The sequence below is a fragment of the Klebsiella sp. R390 genome (genome assembly GCF_051131745.1).
In the GTDB taxonomy this organism is placed as follows: Bacteria; Pseudomonadota; Gammaproteobacteria; order Enterobacterales; family Enterobacteriaceae; genus Klebsiella.
The window spans coordinates 1,788,259-1,808,561 of sequence record NZ_CP180445.1 but is presented as its reverse complement, the minus strand read 5'-3'; the positions used below and the strand labels follow the sequence as shown (position 1 = coordinate 1,808,561).

The window sequence follows — 20,303 nt, the reverse complement described above, 5'->3', positions numbered from 1 at the left end:
TAGACACAGGGCAATGACATGAATTTTATTTGACGTATGCCAGCAGACTTAATGAATCACGGGCCAGCGCTTTACATTTTTTCGTCGTTGAAATCTTAATGCCGCTGAGATCGCGGTAGCTGTCTTCACCGAGCGCTTTCATGTTGAAGCTGTCGTAGTTGCTCAGATCCCACTGGTTTTGCTGGGCAAAAAACACCAGCGCCCGACGGATTTGGGTATTGGGGAGGTTCTGGTATCCGCAGTCGTTTTTCAGAAAGACAAATACCGCCGTTAAATCAGCCATATCTTCCGCTTCGGACTCGCTTAACGCATAACTATTGCTGGAAAGAGTAAGCAGGCTGCCGAGCACTACCGTTCTGAAAAGCGTCTTCATTTTTTTTACCATTGCATCACGGACGCTCAACGTTAGCATACTTCGTTACAGTGCGCAGAGCTTTATTCTTACTCTTCTGCTTGACCTTCCCGTTGGTGGAAGGTTTAAGCTCAAATGTTCACCAGCAGAATAAAAGGATGTGAAAATGCAACGTCGTGAATTCATCAAATTAACCGCTGCAGCCGGCGTATTGAGTGCTCTTCCGCTCTGGAGTCGCTCAGCATTTGCCACCAGCCGTCCGGCTCTGCCGGTACCCAATCTTTTGACCGCCGACGCACGAAATCGCATCACCTTAACGATCCAGGCCGGAAAGACGCAGTTTGGTCCCCATCAGGCGGCCACCTGGGGTTATAACGGCACTCTGCTGGGCCCGGCGCTGAAACTGAAAAAAGGTGAGGCGGTGACCGTCGATATTCATAATCGACTGGCGGAAGAGACCACCGTACACTGGCATGGCCTGGAGGTTCCCGGGGTGGTTGATGGCGGACCGCAGGGGATTATTGCATCAGGCGCGTCCCGCAGCGTGAGTTTTACCCCCAGCCAACGGGCCGCGACCTGCTGGTTCCACCCGCATCAGCATGGCAAAACCGGCCATCAGGTTGCCATGGGACTGGCGGGACTGGTGCTGATATCTGATGAGGAAAGCGAACGACTGCTGCTGCCGAAGCAGTGGGGGATCGATGATGTGCCGGTGATCGTGCAGGACAAACGTTTTACCGCGGCCGGCGAGATCGACTACCAGCTCGACATCATGAGCGCTGCCGTGGGCTGGTTTGGCGATACGCTGCTGACGAACGGGGCGCTCTATCCGGAACATGCTGCACCGCGCGGCTGGCTGCGCCTGCGTTTGCTTAACGGTTGTAATGCCCGCTCGCTCAATTTCTCCACCAGTGATAACCGACCGATGTACGTTATCGCCAGCGATGGCGGCCTGCTTGCCGAACCGGTGAAGGTGAATGAGCTGCCGGTGTTAATGGGCGAGCGTTTTGAGGTGCTGATAGATACCCGCGACGGCAAAGTGTTTGACCTGATCACGCTGCCGGTGAGCCAGATGGGGATGGCGATTACGCCGTTCGACAAGCCACAGCCGGTATTGCGCATTCAGCCGCTGACGATTCAGGCATCCGGTACGCTTCCAGATTCACTGGTCAGCATGCCCGCGCTGCCGTCGCTGGAAGAGCTGACCCAGCGCACGCTGCAGCTATCGATGGACCCAATGCTCGACATGATGGGCATGCAGGCGCTGATGCAAAAATATGGCGACCAGGCGATGTCCGGTATGCACCATGGCGGCATGATGGATCACGGCAAAATGGGCAACATGGGACAGATGAATCACGGCGATATGGGGAACATGACGCATGGCAATATGGGGCAGATGAACCATGGCGCTGAGCGCTTTGATTTCCATAATGCCAACCGGATTAATGGCAAAGCGTTTGATATGAATACGCCGATGTTTGCCGCGACCAAAGGGCAATATGAACGCTGGGTGATTTCAGGCAAAGGCGACATGATGCTGCACCCGTTCCATATTCACGGCACCCAGTTCCGCATTCTGTCTGAAAATGGCGCCGCGCCTGCCGCTCACCGTTCGGGCTGGAAAGATACCGTGCGGGTGGAAGGCGAGGTTAGTGAAGTATTAGTGAAGTTCGACCATGACGCGCCGAAAGAACATGCCTATATGGCGCACTGCCACCTGCTGGAACATGAAGATACCGGGATGATGCTCGGCTTTACGGTCTAGCTTGTCTCCCTAAAGGGACATTCTGACAGCAATAAAAAAGCCCGGATAATCCGGGCCTTTTGCGTATGACGTCAGCGCTTATTTCGCGTCGTCAGGCAGCGCATAGGCGACGATGTAGTCGCCCATTTTGGTACCAAACGAGCCGTGACCGCCGGCGGAGATGACAACATACTGCTTGCCATTCACTTCATAGGTCATCGGCGTTGCCTGGCCGCCAGCTGGCAGGCGGGCCTGCCACAGTTTATCACCATTGCTCATGTTATAGGCGCGCAGGTAGTTATCGGCGGTGGCACCAATAAACAGCACGTTACCGGCGGTGGAGATTGGGCCGCCCAGCATTGGCATGCCGAGGTTAAACGGCAGCTGGACCGGCATCGGGAACGGCAGGCTATCCTGCGGGGTACCGATACGTTTTTTCCACACCACTTCGTTGGTTTTCAGATCCAGCGCTGAGATATAGCCCCACGCCGGCTGTTTGCACGGCAGGCCAAACGGCGACAGGAAAGCATTAAGGGTGACGCCGAACGGCACGCCGTACTGCGGCTGGATGCCGGATTCAGTACCAGAGCCTTTGGCATCTTTCGGCGGTTCCATCGGGTTGCCTGGGCCGCGTGGGATCAGTTTCGAGACAAACGGCAGCGCCATCGGGTTAGCAATCGCCACCTGACGGTTTGGATCGACGGAAATACCGCCCCATTCAAACATCCCCAGGTTACCCGGGAACACCAGGGTGCCCTGTTCAGACGGCGGCGTGAAGATGCCTTCATAACGCAGCTGGTGGAAGATAACGCGACACACCAGCTGGTCGAACATGGTGGCGCCCCACATATCCGCGCCGGTCAGATCTTTCTTCGGACGGAAGCTCAGGTCGGAGAACGGCTGCGTTTTCGAGACGTAATCGCCTTTCGCGGCGCCCTGCGGAACCGGTTTTTCCGGCGCCGGAACGACCAGCTCGCCATTACGACGGTCGAGGACGAAAATATTACCGGTCTTCGCCGGCGCGTAGATCACCGGAACGGTTTTGCCGTTAACGTCGATATCCGCCAGCGTCGGCTGGGACGGCATATCCATGTCCCACAGGTCATGGTGAACGGTCTGATAGCTCCAGGCCAGTTTACCGGTCGTCGCATTCAGCGCCACGATAGAGCTGGCGTAGCGTTCCTGTTCCGGCGTACGGTTGCCGCCCCAGATATCCGGAGTGGTGACGCCCATCGGCAGGTACACCAGATCCAGCTTCGCATCATAGGCCGCCGGTGCCCACGAGTTCGGTGAGTTCAGCGTAAAGTGGTGTTCATCATCCGGAATTGCGTTTGGATCTTTCGCACCTGGATCGAACACCCACATCAGCTTACCGGTGTTGACATCGAAGCCACGAATGACGCCTGACGGCTCGCGGGTCGAGAAGTTATCGGTTACTGCACCGGCAATGATAATGGTGGTGTCGGTCACGATCGGCGGGGAGGTTGGTTCGTACATCCCCGGCGTGGTCACCGGCATATTGGTCTGCAGGTTGAGGATCCCTTTGTTGGCAAAGGATTCGCACAGCTGACCGTTATCGGCGTTAATGGCGAACAGACGACCATCGTTGACCGGCAGAATGATACGGCGTGGGCAGTTGGCGACGACGTCAGCCGGCGCGCTGTCTGCTTTTGCTTCGTGGTAAGAGACGCCACGGCAGGTCACGTGCTGGAACGACGGGTCAGAATTCAGCTGCGGATCAAAGTGCCATTTCTCTTTACCGGTAGCCGCATCAAGCGCGAACAGACGCTGGTGAGCGGTACACAGGTACAGCATGTTGCCCACTTTAATTGGCGTCACTTCGTTGGTGATTTCGCCCGGGTCGTTCGGCTGCTTCAGGTCGCCGGTGCGGAACACCCAGGCTTCCTTCAGGTTTTTCACGTTATCGGCGTTGATCTGCTTCAGCGGTGAGAAACGCTGGCCTTCCTGATTGCGACCGTAGGCCGGCCAGTCACCATCGGCTACGGCGGAAATCGGTGCGGCAGGCGTAGCGTCGGCACTCAGAGTACCGTTGACTTCCTGCGGGTCATTGAACGCCGCCCAGGTCAGGATACCGCCGCTGATCAGCAGAGCGACAACCAGACCGGCAACCGCGCCGCCAGACGGGAACGGCAAACGACGCCAGACAAAAGGCAGAATCAGCCAGATGCCGAAGAAGACCAGAATATCGCTACGAGGTGTCAGCGCCCAGAAGTCAAAGCCGACTTCCCAGACGCCCCAGAGCATGGTGGCGAGCAGCAGTGCGGCATACAGCCAAAGAGCTGAACGCTTACCACGCAGGAGTTTCACGGTAACGGCCAGCATCACCAGACCGGCGATGGGGTAGTACCAGGAACCGCCAATCGCTGCCAGCCAGACTCCACCAATGAGAAGATACAGGCCACAGAATGCAGCAAAGAGCGCCGTCAGTGTCACGAGTAATCGTGATTGTTGAGATTTTGTTTCTGCCATAGAAAGAGACTCGGTTGTTTGTTAATTTTTTAAGTGCAATTAATTATAGGATTTAACAAGTGTGATCGGAATCACAAAATGGGCTTTATTATTCCCTGCATCGGATATTTCTTTTTACTGGTATACTGCATAGCTTGCCGGTCAACGTCGGTGCGCTCGCAGCGGCTTTGATGATTTATCCTAAGAATCAAATGGTTAGTTTTATGAAACATACTGTAGAAGTGATGATCCCGGAAGCCGAGATCAAAGCGCGTATCGCCGAACTGGGTCGTCAAATCAACGAATGCTATCAAGACAGCGGCAGTGAAATGGTGCTGGTGGGGCTGCTGCGCGGCTCATTTATGTTTATGGCCGACCTGTGCCGTGAAGTTCAGGTCCCGCACGAAGTCGATTTTATGACCGCCTCTAGCTACGGCAGCGGCATGTCGACTACCCGTGATGTGAAAATCCTGAAAGATCTGGATGAAGACATTCGTGGTAAAGATGTACTGATTGTCGAAGACATCATCGACTCCGGTAATACGCTCTCGAAAGTGCGCGAAATTCTCAGCCTGCGCGAGCCGAAGTCACTGGCGATTTGTACTTTGCTGGATAAACCAAGCCGCCGTGAAGTCAATGTCCCGGTTGAGTTCGTTGGTTTTGCGATTCCGGATGAGTTCGTGGTCGGTTACGGGATTGATTACGCCCAGCGCTATCGCCATCTGCCGTATGTCGGAAAAGTTGTACTGCTGGACGAGTAAGGTTTCATGTGACCCCGGACGATGGCGCGCTGCGCTGCCGGGGTTTTCGAAACGGGCGGGTTACTTGTGGTTGACGTGTTTGATTTTGAGGTTGGAAATCCCATGTCGATAGCGCTGCTCGAGGGTTTCACGGCTGACGGCGGTAACATCAAGATCGCGTAACAGCCCGTCGTGAATACCGTAAGCCCAGCCGTGAATTGTCACTTTCTGACCGCGCTTCCATGCCGACTGCATAATGGTCGAATGCCCCAGGTTATAGACCTGCTCCATCACGTTCAGCTCACATAATGTATCCAGCCGACGATCTTCCGGCATTTCGCCCAGCAGCGAACTGTGCTTGAACCAGATATCGCGGATATGCAGTAGCCAGTTATCGATAAGCCCTAACTCTGTGTTATCAATCGCCGACTGTACGCCGCCGCAGCCGTAGTGGCCGCAGATAATGATATGCTCGACTTCCAGCACATCGACGGCATACTGCACCACGGACAGACAGTTCAGGTCGGTATGAATCACCAGATTGGCGACGTTACGATGAACAAACAGTTCGCCTGGCTCAAGGCCGGTTAACCGTTCAGCGGGAACACGACTGTCAGAACATCCAATCCACAGAAAGCGTGGCTTCTGCGCTTGCGACAATTTTGCGAAAAAGCCAGGGTCTTCTTCCACCAGCATTTTTGACCATAGTGCATTATTGCTGATGAGTGTATCTATATCGTTCATGGACGTTCACGGCCTGTAACCAAGTAAGTGCGTTGGGCTAATATAGGTTAACCTTACTTTTTTTAAAACAACCCATCGCGTGCCATCACGCGAGAAGAGAAATTTAATGACCATTGCTCTTGAACTAAAACAGCTCACCAAGACCTACCCCGGCGGGGTTCAGGCGCTTCGGGGGATCGATCTGCAGGTGGAGGCGGGGGATTTTTATGCGCTTCTCGGTCCAAATGGCGCGGGGAAATCGACCACTATCGGCATCATCAGCTCGTTGGTGAATAAAACCTCCGGTCAGGTCAACGTGTTTGGCTACGATCTGCAAAAGGACGTGGTGAATGCCAAGCGCCAGCTCGGGCTGGTGCCGCAGGAGTTTAACTTCAACCCGTTTGAAACCGTCCAGCAGATCGTCGTTAACCAGGCCGGTTACTATGGCGTCGAACGTAAAGACGCGCTGCTAAGAAGCGAAAAGTATCTCAAACAGCTCGATCTGTGGGAAAAACGCAACGAACGTGCACGGATGCTGTCAGGTGGGATGAAGCGCCGTCTGATGATTGCCCGTGCGCTGATGCATGAACCGAAACTGTTGATTCTCGATGAACCGACCGCGGGTGTGGATATTGAACTTCGCCGCTCGATGTGGGGGTTCCTCAAGGATCTGAACGATAAAGGCACCACCATTATCCTCACTACCCACTACCTGGAAGAAGCGGAGATGCTGTGCCGCAATATCGGGATTATTCAGCGTGGTGAGCTGGTGGAAAACACCTCGATGAAGGCGCTGTTGTCCAAGCTGAAATCAGAAACCTTTATCCTCGACCTGGCGCCCAAAAGCCCGCTGCCGACGCTAGAAGGCTATCAGTATCGTCTGGTAGATACCTCAACGCTGGAAGTGGAAGTGCTGCGTGAGCAGGGGATCAACAGCGTCTTTACCCAGCTGAGCGCTCAGGGCATTCAGGTATTAAGTATGCGTAACAAAGCCAACCGTCTGGAAGAGCTGTTTGTCACGCTGGTGCATGATCGCAAAGGAGAATCAGCATGATGCAGCTTTACTGGGTCGCGCTGAAAAGCATCTGGACCAAAGAAATTCACCGTTTTATGCGCATCTGGATCCAGACGCTGGTGCCGCCGGTGATCACCATGACCCTCTATTTTGTCATTTTTGGCAACCTGATTGGCTCGCGGATCGGTGAAATGCATGGCTTCACCTATATGCAGTTTATCGTACCGGGTTTGATCATGATGGCGGTGATCACCAACGCCTACGCCAACGTGGCCTCCTCCTTCTTCAGCGCCAAGTTCCAGCGCAACATTGAGGAGCTGCTGGTGGCGCCGGTGCCAACGCACGTGGTCATTGCCGGCTACGTGGGCGGTGGGGTAGCCCGCGGGCTGTGCGTGGGGATTCTGGTGACCGCGATATCGCTGTTCTTTGTGCCGTTCCAGGTCCACTCGTGGCTGTTTGTGGGACTGACGCTGGTATTGACCGCGGTGCTGTTCTCGCTGGCGGGGTTGCTGAACGCCGTTTTTGCCAAAACCTTTGACGATATCAGCCTGATCCCGACCTTCGTACTGACGCCGTTGACCTACCTTGGCGGGGTGTTTTACTCCCTGACGCTGCTGCCGCCATTCTGGCAGGCGCTGTCGCACCTTAACCCGATTGTCTACATGATCAGCGGGTTCCGCTACGGCTTCCTTGGGATCAACGATGTGCCGCTGATCACCACGTTTGGCGTGCTGGTAGTCTTTATCATCGCGTTTTATGCGCTGTGCTGGTATCTGATCCAGCGTGGACGCGGTCTGCGTAGCTAGCAGCGTCTCCTCGTTAGCGCTTCACGCTGCTATTAGGTGAAGCGCTATCCGCTAATCTTGACGGCCATCACTCATCCGCCTTACTCCCTTTGCTACAGTAATTCCCTGCTAAGTAAGGAGGCTGTCGATGCTAGGTTGGGTGATTACCTGTCATGATGAGAAGGCACAGGAGTGGCTGGATCGTCTGGAGAAAAAGTTTGGACCGCTGGCGCAATGCCGGGCGGTTAATTACTGGCGTAATTTGAGCAGTAACATGCTGAGCCGGATGATGTGCGATGCATTGCACGCCACGGACAGCGGTGACGGCGTGATTTTCCTGACCGATAAAACCGGTGAAGCTCCCTATCGCATTGCCGCGCTGATGAGCCACAAACATACTCATTGCGAAGTGATCTCCGGGATTAGCTATTCATTGCTGGAGCGAATGTATCTTCTGCGTACCAGCCTGAGCAGCGAAGCCTTTCGCGAGACTATTGTGAGCAGCGGAGGTCCGGTGGTCAGCAGTCTCTGGCACCAACAGCAAAAAAATCCACCTTTTCGTCTGCTGCATGATGCCTTCGGGAATTAAGCGTTGGTATTGATGCCGCTTTTGTTACAATGGCGGCTGATTTCTTCACCGGCCCGCCATGCATGTTTGCCCGCATTTTTGCTCTGTTCCTGTTGCTGACGTCGGTCAGCGCCTCCGCCAGCCTGTTAAGCCAGCAGGGGTCTCCTGCACGTTATATGCAAACCACCGAAGATGCGATTATCTGGGCGCAGGTCGGCAATGATGTGGTGAGCGTCGGTAATATTCGCGGCGGGCAAATTATCGCGGTGGTGCCGACGGCGGCCGACTATTATGAATTTAACTTCGGCTTCGGCACCGGATTTATTGATAAAGGCCATCTTGAGCCTGTTCAGGGTAAGCAGCGAGTGGAGGATAACCTCGGTGATTTACATAAACCGCTGAGTAACCAGAACCTGCTGACCTGGAAAGATACCCCGGTCTACGATGCGCCGTCCGCCGGCAGCGCGCCGTTCGGCACGCTGGCCAATAATGTGCGCTACCCGGTGATCAGCAAGCTGAAAGACCGTCTGAACCAAACCTGGTTTCAGATCCGCATCGGTAACCGCCTGGCGTGGATCAGCAGCCTTGATGCTCAGGAAGATCGTGGTATTCCGGTACTGACCTATCACCATATTCTGCGTGACGAAGAGAACAGCCGTTTTCGGCATACCTCCACCACGACCTCGGTTCGCGCCTTTAGTAACCAGATGACCTGGCTGCGCGATCGAGGCTACACCACGTTGAATATGTATCAGCTGGAAGGCTATCTGAGGAACAAAATCAATCTGCCGGCCCGCGCGGTGGTGATTACGTTTGATGATGGTCTGAAGTCGGTAAACCGCTACGCTTATCCGATTCTGAAACAATACGGCTTTCACGCGACGGCATTTATTATCTCGTCACGCATCAAGCGCCATCCGCAAAAATGGGACCCGAAATCGCTGCAGTTTATGAGCATTTCCGAACTGCGCCAGATTCAGGACGTCTTTGATATTCAATCTCACACCCACTTCCTGCACCGGGTCGATGCCCAGCGTCATCCTATTTTGCTGAGCCGCAGCTATCACAATATCCTGTTCGATTTTGAACATTCCCGGCGCGCGCTGTCGCAATTTAATCCGCACGTGCTGTACCTCTCTTACCCTTTCGGTGGCTACAACGCGACGGCGATCCAGGCGGCAAACGATGCGGGCTTTCATATGGCGGTCACCACGGTGAGAGGGAAAATTAAGCCGGGGGATAATCCGTTCTTACTGAAAAGGCTCTATATCTTGCGTACGGATTCGCTGGAGACGATGTCGCGGCTGATCAGCAACCAGCCGCAGGGATAACCCGAAGCCCCGTTGAACCGGGGCCTGGTGAGGGTTCAGGCAACCTGAACCGGAATGGCTTTGGCCTGGCGCTTCATTTCGTTGTCGCCTTCGAAATAGGCTACTTTCGGCTGCCAGCGGCGGGCTTCTTCATCAGGCATGGTGACGAAGCTGGCGATGATCAGAATGTCTCCGACGCTGGCGCAGTGCGCGGCGGCGCCGTTCACCGAGATGATTCTGGAGCCACGTTCTGCCGCAATGGCGTAGGTGGAGAAACGGTTACCATTGGTCACGTTCCAGATGTGGATCGCTTCGTTCTCAAGAATGCCGGAAGCATCGAGAAAATCCTGGTCAATGGCGCAAGAACCTTCATAGTGCAGGTCAGCCTGCGTGACTTTAACGCGGTGGAGTTTACCCTGCAGCATATTACGAATCATGATATCTACCTTTATTCCCGTGGTGCATCAGCGTGCGCTGGTCGTCTGGATGCGTCAGGGGTTATACCTTAACGATACGAAGCGGATTTAACATCCGCCTGGCGTAAATGCCCGGCAATATTGCCAGATTTTTAACCCTTGTCTACTGGCTCAGCGCCACGATGTGGTTATCGATCAACCGTGCCTGGCCCAGCCAGGCTGCCATCAGGATCACCGCGTTTTTGCTGGTCTCCGTCAGCTCCAGCAGCGTATCCGCATCGCGGATCTGGATATCGTCAGCGCGGAAGCCTTTCTCGTTCAGCTCCTGCCCGGCAAGGGTGATGATTTCATCGAGGTTACGATCGCCGGCGGCAAGCTTATCGGCCACGGTGCTCAACACCTTATACAGACCCGGCGCAATCTTACGCTGTTCCGCGGTGAGGTAGCCGTTGCGTGAGCTCAGCGCTAAACCATCTTTGGCGCGAATAATCGGCACGCCGATGATGTCGATGTCGTAGCCCATATCGGCCACCATTTTACGAATCAACGCCAGCTGCTGGAAATCCTTCTCACCAAAGCAGGCGATGTCCGGCTGAATCAGGTTAAACAGCTTGCTGACGATGGTCGATACACCGCGGAAGTGGCCCGGACGGCTGGCGCCTTCCAGCATGGTCGACAGACCGGGAACATCGACATAGGTCTGGCTTTCGGTACCGTTGGGATAGATCTCTGCAACTGCCGGGGCGAAAACGAAATCTACCTTACGCTTGTTCAGCTTTTCGCAATCATCCTGCAGCGTCCGCGGGTAGCGCTGCAGATCCTCGGGGCGGTCAAACTGCATCGGGTTGACGAAAATACTGACCACCACGACATCCGCGCTGGCTTTCGCTTTATCCACCAGCTGCATATGGCCGTCATGGAGATTGCCCATGGTGGGCACCAGCGCGATACGCTTACCTTCCTGACGTAAGCGGCGGATATGCTGGCGCAGCAGCGGCAGAGATTCAATAATCAACACAACAAGACTCCTTAATGGAAACTGTGTTCTTCGCCCGGATAGACGCCGGACTCCACTTCGGCAATATACTGCCGCACGGCGGCGCGCATGTCGCCCGCTTCAGCAAGGAAATTTTTCGCAAATTTCGGGATATGGCCACCGGTAATGCCGAAGGCGTCATGCATGACGAGGATCTGCCCGTCGGTCACGTTACCTGCGCCAATACCAATTACCGGAATTGTTAGGGCTTCGGTGATCCGCTGTGCCAGCGCCACCGGGACGCACTCAAGAACCAGCAGCTGCGCACCGGCCGCTTCCAGGGCCAGCGCGTCTTCAAACAGCGACTGCGCCGCATCGCCACGGCCCTGTACCTTATAGCCGCCAAAAATGTTGACCGACTGCGGGGTCAGGCCCAGATGACCGCAGACCGGGACCGCGCGTTGTGCCAGCATTTTCACGGTGTCTGCCAGCCATGCGCCGCCTTCCAGTTTGACCATGTTGGCCCCGGCCCGCATCACCAGAGCGGCGTTAGCAAAGGTCTGTTCCGGCGTGGCGTAGGCCATAAACGGCAGGTCAGCGAGCAGCAGGCAATGTGGCGCGCCACGACGGACCGCCTGGGTGTGATAGGCAATGTCTTCCACGGTCACCGGCAAAGTCGAGTCGTGCCCTTGTACCGTCATGCCCAGCGAGTCGCCTACCAGCATCACGTTGATCCCTTCATCGGCAAACAGCTTCGCAAAACTGTAGTCATAGGCGGTGATGGTGGCGAAGCGCTGCTTCTCCTGTTTGCATTTCTGCAGCAGGGCGATAGTGGTCGGTTTCATAACGTTTCCTGATGATGAAAGTCATTTTAACCGGCATTCTAACAGTCGCATTGAAGGGGGCAATGGTTTTAGGCAACCGATTACCCCGATAGCCAGAATGGTTAAGCCTGGGAAGAGGGGAGTGACCAGATAGCCGGCTTGTCGGCGGCAAGATTTTCCAGCACCTGACGCAGGGAGATGCCGTCCGGGAAGCGGAGCGTCGGGGCGATTTCAAACAGCGGCCAGAGCATAAAACCACGGTTTTTCATGTCGTAATGCGGCACCGTCAGACGTTCGGTGTTGATGACGGCATCGCCAAACAGCATGATATCGAGGTCCAGCGTGCGCGGGCCCCAGCGTTCGGCTTTGCGCTCGCGGCCCTGCTGCAGCTCGATGCGTTGAGTATGATCCAGCAAGGCTTCCGCCTGGAGTTCGGTCTCCAGCGCAACGGCGGCATTGAGGTAATCAGGCTGATCCTGCGGCCCCAGCGGCGGGGTGCGGTAAAACGAAGAGGTGGCAATCACCCGGCAGTCGGGAATCGCCGCAAGGGCGGCAACGGCAGCATTTACCTGCTCCAGGGGAGAGGCCAGATTGCTGCCGATGGCGATGTAGACGCGGGTCATGCGTTGCCGTGGCGCGGTGCGCGCTTGCGCGGGCGACGATGGCGACGGCGCGGTGCCGGCTCGTCATCAAGGTCGTTCAGCATATCTTTTTGATCTGGTGGCGCAGCTACCTGGAACTCGCCCCACCATTTGGTCAGACGCTGCAGTTCGTTATTCTTTTCAGCGCCGGCACGCAGCTCAAGCAGATCGTAGGCCGCACGGAATTTCGGATGCTCCATCAGCTTCCAGGCGCGTTTGCCCTGGCGACGCGACATACGCAGCTGCAGCTGCCAGATGTCGCGCACCAGCGTGGTGATCCGCTTCGGAATCGCCAGCGTACGGCAGGCTTCATCCAGCACATCGTTCATCGCCAGCGCGAAGGCGTCGTTGTAAGCCAGACCACTTTCCTGGGTAATTTTCTGCGCCATTTCCAGCAGCGGATACCAGAACATCACGGCAAACAGGAACGCCGGGTTAACGCGCATGTCGTTATGGATGCGGTTATCGGTATTCTTCAGCACCTGGGTAATGATGTGTTCCATCGGGCTATCGCCACGCTCGGTGAAGTAGCGGGTGATGGTCGGGAACAGCGGCTGGAACAGGTTGTATTCGCGCAGCAGCATGTAGGTGTCATAGCCGTAGCCAGCCTGCAGCAGTTTCAGCACTTCTTCGAACAGACGCGCCGGAGGCACATCGTGAAGCAGCGCGGCAAGACGCGGTATCGGCTCTGAGGTATCGGCGCTAATGCTCATGTTGAGCTTGGCGGCAAAGCGCACCGCGCGCAGCATGCGGACCGGATCTTCGCGATAGCGGGTTTCCGGATCGCCAATCAGGCGAATGACGCCTTCTTGCAGATCTTTCATGCCGCCGACGTAGTCGCGCACGGTAAAATCGGCCACGCTGTAATACAGGCTGTTAATGGTGAAGTCGCGACGCTGGGCATCTTCCTCAATGGAGCCGAAGATGTTGTCACGCAGCAGCATGCCGTTCTGGCCGCGCTGGGAGGTCACACGGTCGGTGGTGTGGCCTTCATGGTGGCCGCGGAAGGTGGCGACTTCAATGATTTCCGGCCCAAACATCACGTGTGCCAGGCGGAAGCGACGGCCCACCAGACGGCAGTTGCGGAACAGTTTACGAACCTGATCCGGCGTTGCGCTGGTCGTCACGTCAAAATCTTTTGGTTTTTTGCCTAACAGAAGGTCACGTACGCCACCGCCGACGAGATAGGCTTCGTAGCCCGCCTTGTTCAGTCGATAGAGCACCTTGAGGGCATTATCACTGATATCTTTGCGGGAAATTGCATGCTGTTCACGCGGGATAACCGTCATATGCGTTTGTTCAACGGCGGCTTCTGCCTCGCGCTCCTCACGGCTTAGCACCTTGCGGCAAAAATTAGCGACTCGGGTAAAAATGTTGCACCTCGTAGTGTCAGACGGACTTCAGATCAAAATATTACTCTATGCGTTTCGGGTTGCAGCAAGGTGGCAAACTTGTGAGTCCCAGCAGCATAGATAACTATGTGACTGAGGTGAACAAGTGCAGCCAATGCAGGAGCAACTTGAAAGGCGACGAGAAAAATAGCGGCTAATCATAGCTCAGCAAGAGTCATTTGAGAATGCTGGATTTTTTTCGGGTTCCAGTTCGCTACCGCATGCTTGAGTAAATCCTCAATATTGAGCGCTCGCCATTCCTGATCAATATCCTGATTCAGAAACATTAACGCCCGCATAATTTCCGGGCGTGGATCGCCTGCCGGCAGCGCCGGGGCGTGATTTTGTTTGGAGAGTTTACTCCCCTCAGCATTCAGGGCCAGCGGCAGATGGACGTAGTCCGGGGCCTGCCAGCCAAAGTGGTGATACAGGGAAATCTGCCGTACCGTCGGCTCGATAAGATCGGCACCGCGCACAATTTCGCTCACCCCCTGGAAATGATCGTCCACCACCACCGCAAGATTATAGGCGAACAGACCATCGCGGCGATGGATAATAAAATCTTCGCGCGCCAGCGCTTCATCGGCGACGAGGGTCCCGCGCAGCTGGTCGTAAAAATCGAGGACCGGTTGCGTCTGGCGTAACCGCAGGGCGGCATTGTGCGCCCCGAGCTGTAAATCCCGGCAGTGGCCATCATACACGCCGCCAACTTCGTGGATGCGCGCTCGCGTGCAGGTGCAGTAATAGCACAGTCCCTGGTCGTGCAGCCAGGCAAGGCGTTCGCGATAGGCTTCGTGGCGCTGCGACTGCCACAGGACTTCTCCGTCCCAGTGCAGGCCGTAGTGTTCTAACTGATGCAGGATGGTACTGGCGGCGCCGGGCACTTCACGTGGCGGATCGATATCTTCAATACGCACGCGCCAGATTCCATGTTGTGCACGGGCCTGGAGGTAGCTGCCGAGGGCGGCAATCAAAGAGCCGAAATGAAGTTCGCCGGACGGTGAGGGGGCAAAGCGGCCAATATAGTGTGAGTCATTCATGGGGTGACTATTAAAGCATGTAGGCGGGAGAGACTCCCGCCGGAGATACGATAGCGAAGCGGATTAGCCAGCCATCTGTTTTTCGCGAATTTCCGCCAACGTTTTGCAGTCGATGCACAAGTCAGCGGTCGGGCGCGCTTCCAGACGGCGAATACCAATCTCAACGCCACAGGATTCGCAGAAGCCAAAATCTTCGTCTTCGACTTTCTTCAGCGTTTTTTCGATCTTTTTGATCAGTTTACGTTCGCGGTCGCGGTTACGCAGTTCCAGGCTGAACTCTTCTTCCTGTGCGGCACGGTCTACCGGATCCGGGAAGTTTGCTGCTTCATCCTGCATGTGCGATACGGTGCGATCCACTTCATCCCTGAGTTGATTACGCCATGCTTCAAGAATACGCTTGAAGTGCGCCAGCTGGGCTTCGTTCATATACTCTTCGCCTGGCTTCTCTTGATACGGCTCCACCCCAGCGATGGCGAGAATACTCAGGGACGATGTTTTACGGTTTTGCCCTTCTTGCATGTTGCTTCTCCTTAACACGCACTATCGATCCCCATGTTGGGGGAAAAATCAGGCCGCTATAAATAGCAGATGCTTTTCCGGATAGCAATTATGTAAACGTTACACTTGACAACCCTGTGAAGAAAAGCGTATTTGCGCTCGCGACCCGGACATTATTTAGCCGTTTATTTACCGGGGGTTAACACCGCGGTAATCGGCTTATTCAGAGTCATCATCTCGGTAGAAAGTTCCGCCTTATAAACGAGAATTTCCACCCCCTTGGTTTGCGCCTCAATCAACAGCTGTGCGTATCTGGCATCAATGTGATGCGCGGGTGAGAAACGGTCAATCGCCGAATGGAGTACGGCGAACAAAATGACTGCCCGGTCGCCTGCCGCCGCCACGCTCATGAGCTCCCGCAGGTGCTTTTGACCGCGTTCGGTGACCGCGTCGGGGAAATAACCGCTTTCTTTATCCGCCAACGTAACCGATTTCACTTCAATATAGCAGTTTTGTCGCGCTTCTGCCTGTAACATAATATCAATACGGCTTTTCTCTTCGCCATATTTAACTTCACTTTTCAATATGTTATAGCCAGAAAGCTGCGGGATGTTCCCGGCCAGTATGGCCTCTTTCGCCAGTATATTCGCGCGTAGCGTATTAACACAAATTATTGCCCCCTGCTGGGTTTGCGTTAATTCCCAGGTATGGGCGTATTTGCGTTTGGGATTATCTGACGTGGAATACCAGACGGTATCGCCGGGAGTTGCGCAGCCGGTCATGGCGCCGGTGTTCGGGCAGTGGAGGGTAAGCTCCTGACCCTCTGGGGTCACCACATCTGCCAGAAATCGTTTGTAACGTTTAATCAGGGTGGCGGACTGTAACGGAGGAGTGAACTGCATCAGCTTTCCTTGTTGAAGGGATAACGTTCCAGGGCGGTATAGCGGGTACGTCCGCGCGTAAAACTGGACTCATAGAGAACGAACTCGCTGGCGGCAAAGGTCCACGCAAAACCCGGCGGCGGGATTGGCACCGCATGGCGGGCATCGCGCAGCAGGGTAATATGCGGGTGGAACGGTTGCGGGCTTTGATAGCAGCCGCTGCGGGCCGCCTGAGCGCGCAGCATGTCCGCCAGTTGCAGCAGGCCGCGTGCTGGCCGACGAGGGCCAAGCCAGACCACCCGTGAGCGCAGCCATTGCCCGGCATCGTCGAGGGTGAGCGTAAAGCCTGGCTGCTGGATCCGTCCGGCCATCGCCGCCAGCGCGCGCTGTTTCTCCGCGCTGACCTCTCCGAGAAACGCCAGCGTCAGATGCAGATGGCTGGCCGCGACCGGCCGCCCGGCATCTTCCGCAAAGTGCGCGGCGCGCCACTGCACGATGTGCTGCTGGACTTCTTCAGGCAGTTCAAGGGCGAAAAACAGCCTTTTCGGCTCGGACATGATAGAGACTCGGTTATGAATTATCAGGATGCTACAATGCTTGCCCTCAAATGTTAACCTCCGGAGCCTTTCGTGTCCCCATTGCCGGTTGCCGCCGTCCTTCCAGAACTTCTTAATGCCCTGCAGCAGGCACCGCAGGTGCTGCTTAATGCGCCAACCGGTGCCGGTAAATCAACATGGCTGCCGCTGCAAATTCTTGCCTCGGGCCAGATTGAGGGACGCATTATCCTGCTGGAACCCAGGCGCTTAGCCGCGCGCAACGTCGCCCAGCGCCTCGCGGAGCTGCTGGATGAGAAACCCGGTGCGACCGTCGGCTACCGGATGCGAGCGGAAACCTGCGTCGGGACGCAGACGCGCCTGGAGGTGGTCACTGAGGGGATCCTGACGCGGATGATCCAGCACGATCCCGAGTTGAGCGGCGTCGGGTTGGTGATCCTCGATGAGTTCCACGAACGTAGCCTGCAGGCGGATCTGGCGCTGGCGCTGCTGCTGGATGTCCAGCAGGGGCTGCGCGACGATCTGAAACTACTGATTATGTCCGCGACGCTGGATAACGATCGCCTGCAGCAGCTGTTGCCCGAGGCGCCGACTATCAGCTCTGAAGGGCGGGCGTTTCCGGTGGAAAAACGTTTTCAGGCCCTTGCCGCGCATCAGCGTTTTGATGAGGCGGTGGCGATCGCGGCCGCCGAGTTACTGCGCCATGAACAGGGCTCGATGCTGCTGTTTCTCCCGGGAGTGGGGGAAATCCAGCGGGTACAGGCACAGCTGGCCGAGCGGGTGGCCGACAATGTGGTCCTCTGCCCGCTGTACGGTGCGCTACCGTTGAGTGAACAGCGAAAAGCCATTCTTCCTGCGGCACCAGGCCAGCGTAAGGTCGTTCTGGCGACCAATATCGCCGAAACCAGTTTAACCATCGAGGGCATTCGCCTGGTGGTGGACAGCGCTCAGGAGCGAGTCGCCAGCTTTGACGCCCGGACCGGGTTAACCCGGTTGGTGACCCAGCGTATTAGTCAGGCGTCAATGACTCAGCGCGCCGGTCGTGCCGGGCGCCTGGAACCAGGGATTTGCCTGCACTTAATCGGCAAAGAGCAGGCGGAACGGGCCGCGGCACAGAGCGAAGCGGAAATACTGCATAGCGACCTGTCGGCGCTGCTGATGGAGCTTTTACAGTGGGGATGTCGCGATCCCGCACAGCTCAGCTGGCTCGATCTCCCCCCTGCCGCCAACCTGGCAGCGGCCCGGCGTTTGCTGACGGCGCTGTCGGCACTGGAGGGGGAAGGGCTATCGGCGCTCGGTCGCAAAATGGCGAGCATAGGCAACGATCCGCGGCTGGCGGCGATCCTCACGGCAGCGAACGATCCTGACGATGCGGCGACGGCGGCAAAGCTGGTGGCGATCCTCGAAGAGCCGCCGCGCGGCGGAAGCGGCGATCTCGCGGCGGCATTTTCCCGCCAGCAGCCAAACTGGCAGCAGCGTGCGCAGCAGCTCTTAAAACGGCTCGCCAGCCGCGGCGGACATCCTGATGCTCAGCGCCTGGCGGCGCTGCTGGCCCCGGCGTTTGCCGATCGTATTGCCCGACGCCGTGGTCAGGAAGGCCGTTATCAGCTCGCCAATGGTATGGGGGCGATGCTGGATGCTGACGACGCGCTGGGACGCCACGAGTGGCTGATTGCCCCGCTGCTGTTGCAGGGCAGTAGCGCGCCGGATGCGCGTATCTTGCTGGCGCTGCCGCTGGATATTAACGCGCTGATGACACAATGCCCGGCGCTGGTGCAGCAGTCTGATACCGTCGAATGGGACGAGGCGCAAGGTACTCTGAAGGCGTGGCGGCGTACCTGTATTGGGCAACTGGTGGTGAAAACGCAGCCGCTGGCAAAACCCTCGGAAGCGGAGCTACATCAGGCGATGCTCAACGGTATCCGGGATAAAGGCCTGGGCGTACTGCACTGGACTCCGGAAGCTGAGCAATTGCGCCTGCGCCTGCACTGTGCGGCGCAATGGTTGCCGGAGGAGGCGTGGCCCGCGGTGGATGATGCATCGCTGCTGGCTTCGCTTGAAGCGTGGTTGCTGCCCCAGATGAGCGGCGTTCATTCGTTGCGGGCGCTGAAGGCGCTGGATGTGCGTCAGGCGCTGCAAAACTGGTTACCCTGGTCGCTGCGCCAGAAGCTGGAGAGCGAACTGCCAACGCATTACACCGTGCCTACCGGCAGCCGGATCGCCATACGTTATCATGAGGAAAACCCGCCGGCGTTGGCGGTGCGCATGCAGGAGATGTTCGGCGAGGCCACGACCCCGACCATCGCCCAGGGGCGGGTGGCGCTGGTGCTGGAGCTCTTATCCCCCGCGCAACGACCGCTACAAATCACCCGCGACCTTGGTGCCTTCTGGCAGGGGACCTACCGGGAGGTGCAAAAAGAGATGAAAGGGCGTTACCCCAAGCACGTCTGGCCGGACGATCCGGCGAATACGGCACCAACCCGGCGCACCAAAAAATATTCGTAGCCCGGTGTAGCCGGCTAAGCATCGCGCCGGCCGGGAGCATTCCCTGTGATTGCCGTAACGGTTACAGCGTCTGGTTCCACAGGAACAGCCCGCTGCCGGCCAGTGCCAGCCAGGGACCGAAAGCCAGTGGCTGATCCAGTGACTGAAGCGTGATGCGGCGTTGCAGTAAGGTCCAGATCAGCCCGCTGGCAGACGCACACAGCAGCGTCTGCGGCAGAAGCTCCCAGCCTGACCACGCGCCGAGCGCGGCCAACAGCTTAAAATCCCCGTAGCCCAGTGCCTCCTTGCCGGTCAGCAGGCGAAACAGCCAGTACAGCGCCCACAACGATAAATATCCCGCCATGGCGCCGATCACCGCATCCACGAGCGGGACAAAGGTCCCGTCAAGATTAAAGAGCAGGCCGGCCCACAGTAGCGGCAGGGTCAGGCGATCCGGCAGAAGCTGCGTCTTCCCGTCGATAATCGCCAGCACCAGCAGCGTGGACAGCAGGATCAGACCTCCCAGTAGCGGTAATCCCGGCGTCAGCAGACTGCCCGCCAGCACAAAGATCAGCCCGCTGGCCAGCTCCGTCAGCGGATAACGGCGAGAAATTGGCAGCTGGCAGCAGCGCGAATGCCCCTTCAATGAGAGATAGCTCAGCAGGGGAATGTTATCCCGCCAGAGAAGAGGACGTTGGCACTGCGGGCAGAAGGAGGCGGGCACGCACAGGTTGAATTGCGGGTTATCTTCTTGCTGCATCATCAGCGGTAAACGGTGAATGACGACGTTAAAAAAACTGCCAAACGTCAGGCCGAAAAGAAACAAAAATCCGCCCCAAACCAGGGGAAACTGCAGCGAAAATGCATTAAATAGCGTCATGATATCTCC

The 20,303-nt window shown here is 56.6% G+C and carries 20 protein-coding genes; 7 read left to right on the top strand and 13 right to left on the bottom strand.

Annotation, left to right across the window (positions count from 1 at the left end):
* Positions 1–25: 25 nt before the first annotated feature.
* Positions 26–373 carry a YacC family pilotin-like protein gene (locus ACMYSP_RS08450; protein WP_123757459.1) on the bottom strand — a complete coding sequence of 116 codons (348 nt, stop codon included), beginning with the start codon at positions 371–373 and terminating at the stop codon, positions 26–28.
* Positions 374–518: 145 nt separating this feature from the next.
* On the opposite strand from ACMYSP_RS08450, the gene cueO reads away from it, so the two are divergent.
* Positions 519–2,120 carry a multicopper oxidase CueO gene (gene cueO / locus ACMYSP_RS08445; RefSeq protein ID WP_434586337.1) on the top strand — a complete coding sequence of 534 codons (1,602 nt, stop codon included), beginning with the start codon at positions 519–521 and terminating at the stop codon, positions 2,118–2,120.
* A gap of 78 nt (positions 2,121–2,198) precedes the next feature.
* Here cueO and ACMYSP_RS08440 read toward each other — a convergent pair whose 3' ends face one another.
* Complete coding sequence (locus ACMYSP_RS08440) at positions 2,199–4,589, bottom strand: glucose/quinate/shikimate family membrane-bound PQQ-dependent dehydrogenase (RefSeq protein ID WP_434586336.1); 2,391 nt, start codon at positions 4,587–4,589, stop codon at positions 2,199–2,201.
* Between the two features lie 203 nt (positions 4,590–4,792).
* Here ACMYSP_RS08440 and hpt point away from each other — a divergent pair, with 203 nt between their 5' ends.
* The gene (hpt, locus tag ACMYSP_RS08435; protein WP_434586335.1) at positions 4,793–5,329 is read left to right on the top strand and encodes a hypoxanthine phosphoribosyltransferase; all 537 of its coding nucleotides are present in this window, start codon (positions 4,793–4,795) and stop codon (positions 5,327–5,329) included.
* Between the two features lie 60 nt (positions 5,330–5,389).
* Here the strand turns inward: hpt and can are convergent, their stop codons facing one another.
* Positions 5,390–6,052: a carbonate dehydratase gene (can, locus tag ACMYSP_RS08430; RefSeq protein ID WP_123757454.1), complete on the bottom strand. Its 663-nt coding sequence runs from the start codon at positions 6,050–6,052 to the stop codon at positions 5,390–5,392.
* Between the two features lie 106 nt (positions 6,053–6,158).
* Here can and ACMYSP_RS08425 point away from each other — a divergent pair, with 106 nt between their 5' ends.
* The 4 genes from ACMYSP_RS08425 (at position 6,159) to ACMYSP_RS08410 (ending at position 9,730) form a co-directional block, all read left to right on the top strand.
* Complete coding sequence (locus tag ACMYSP_RS08425; RefSeq protein WP_434586334.1) at positions 6,159–7,085, top strand: ABC transporter ATP-binding protein; 927 nt, start codon at positions 6,159–6,161, stop codon at positions 7,083–7,085.
* Entirely contained in the window at positions 7,082–7,852 is a 771-nt protein-coding gene (locus ACMYSP_RS08420) for an ABC transporter permease (RefSeq protein WP_434586333.1), read from the top strand. The genes ACMYSP_RS08425 and ACMYSP_RS08420 overlap by 4 nt, the downstream gene beginning before the upstream one ends.
* A 127-nt stretch (positions 7,853–7,979) precedes the next feature.
* Positions 7,980–8,420, top strand: a complete 441-nt coding sequence (locus ACMYSP_RS08415) for a PTS sugar transporter subunit IIA (protein WP_434586332.1) — start codon at positions 7,980–7,982, stop codon at positions 8,418–8,420.
* A gap of 62 nt (positions 8,421–8,482) precedes the next feature.
* Entirely contained in the window at positions 8,483–9,730 is a 1,248-nt protein-coding gene (locus ACMYSP_RS08410) for a polysaccharide deacetylase family protein (protein WP_434586331.1), read from the top strand.
* 35 nt (positions 9,731–9,765) lie between these two features.
* Here ACMYSP_RS08410 and panD read toward each other — a convergent pair whose 3' ends face one another.
* From panD to thpR, 9 genes are all read right to left on the bottom strand, one after another.
* Complete coding sequence (gene panD, locus ACMYSP_RS08405) at positions 9,766–10,146, bottom strand: aspartate 1-decarboxylase (protein WP_004858002.1); 381 nt, start codon at positions 10,144–10,146, stop codon at positions 9,766–9,768.
* Between the two features lie 142 nt (positions 10,147–10,288).
* Complete coding sequence (panC, locus tag ACMYSP_RS08400) at positions 10,289–11,143, bottom strand: pantoate--beta-alanine ligase (RefSeq protein WP_123757450.1); 855 nt, start codon at positions 11,141–11,143, stop codon at positions 10,289–10,291.
* Between the two features lie 11 nt (positions 11,144–11,154).
* Positions 11,155–11,946 (bottom strand): 3-methyl-2-oxobutanoate hydroxymethyltransferase, encoded by a 792-nt coding sequence (gene panB / locus ACMYSP_RS08395; RefSeq protein WP_123757449.1) that lies wholly within the window; start codon positions 11,944–11,946, stop codon positions 11,155–11,157.
* A gap of 101 nt (positions 11,947–12,047) precedes the next feature.
* Complete coding sequence (gene folK / locus ACMYSP_RS08390) at positions 12,048–12,548, bottom strand: 2-amino-4-hydroxy-6-hydroxymethyldihydropteridine diphosphokinase (RefSeq protein WP_434586330.1); 501 nt, start codon at positions 12,546–12,548, stop codon at positions 12,048–12,050.
* A complete protein-coding gene (pcnB, locus tag ACMYSP_RS08385) occupies positions 12,545–13,939 on the bottom strand; it encodes a polynucleotide adenylyltransferase PcnB (RefSeq protein WP_434587049.1) in 1,395 nt (464 codons plus the stop codon). Before pcnB ends, folK begins: the two co-directional genes overlap by 4 nt.
* Before the next feature lie 176 nt (positions 13,940–14,115).
* Positions 14,116–14,997, bottom strand: coding sequence for a tRNA glutamyl-Q(34) synthetase GluQRS (gene gluQRS / locus ACMYSP_RS08380; protein WP_434586329.1), 882 nt, complete (start codon positions 14,995–14,997; stop codon positions 14,116–14,118).
* 63 nt (positions 14,998–15,060) lie between these two features.
* Positions 15,061–15,516, bottom strand: a complete 456-nt coding sequence (gene dksA / locus ACMYSP_RS08375) for an RNA polymerase-binding protein DksA (RefSeq protein WP_004858018.1) — start codon at positions 15,514–15,516, stop codon at positions 15,061–15,063.
* A gap of 164 nt (positions 15,517–15,680) precedes the next feature.
* Entirely contained in the window at positions 15,681–16,397 is a 717-nt protein-coding gene (sfsA, locus tag ACMYSP_RS08370; RefSeq protein ID WP_434586328.1) for a DNA/RNA nuclease SfsA, read from the bottom strand.
* Positions 16,397–16,933, bottom strand: coding sequence for an RNA 2',3'-cyclic phosphodiesterase (gene thpR, locus ACMYSP_RS08365; protein WP_434586327.1), 537 nt, complete (start codon positions 16,931–16,933; stop codon positions 16,397–16,399). Before thpR ends, sfsA begins: the two co-directional genes overlap by 1 nt.
* 72 nt (positions 16,934–17,005) lie before the next feature.
* On the opposite strand from thpR, the gene hrpB reads away from it, so the two are divergent.
* Positions 17,006–19,435, top strand: coding sequence for an ATP-dependent helicase HrpB (gene hrpB / locus ACMYSP_RS08360; RefSeq protein ID WP_434586326.1), 2,430 nt, complete (start codon positions 17,006–17,008; stop codon positions 19,433–19,435).
* A 61-nt stretch (positions 19,436–19,496) separates the two neighbouring features.
* Here the strand turns inward: hrpB and ACMYSP_RS08355 are convergent, their stop codons facing one another.
* Positions 19,497–20,294 (bottom strand): prepilin peptidase, encoded by a 798-nt coding sequence (locus ACMYSP_RS08355; protein WP_434586325.1) that lies wholly within the window; start codon positions 20,292–20,294, stop codon positions 19,497–19,499.
* Positions 20,295–20,303: the final 9 nt, after the last annotated feature.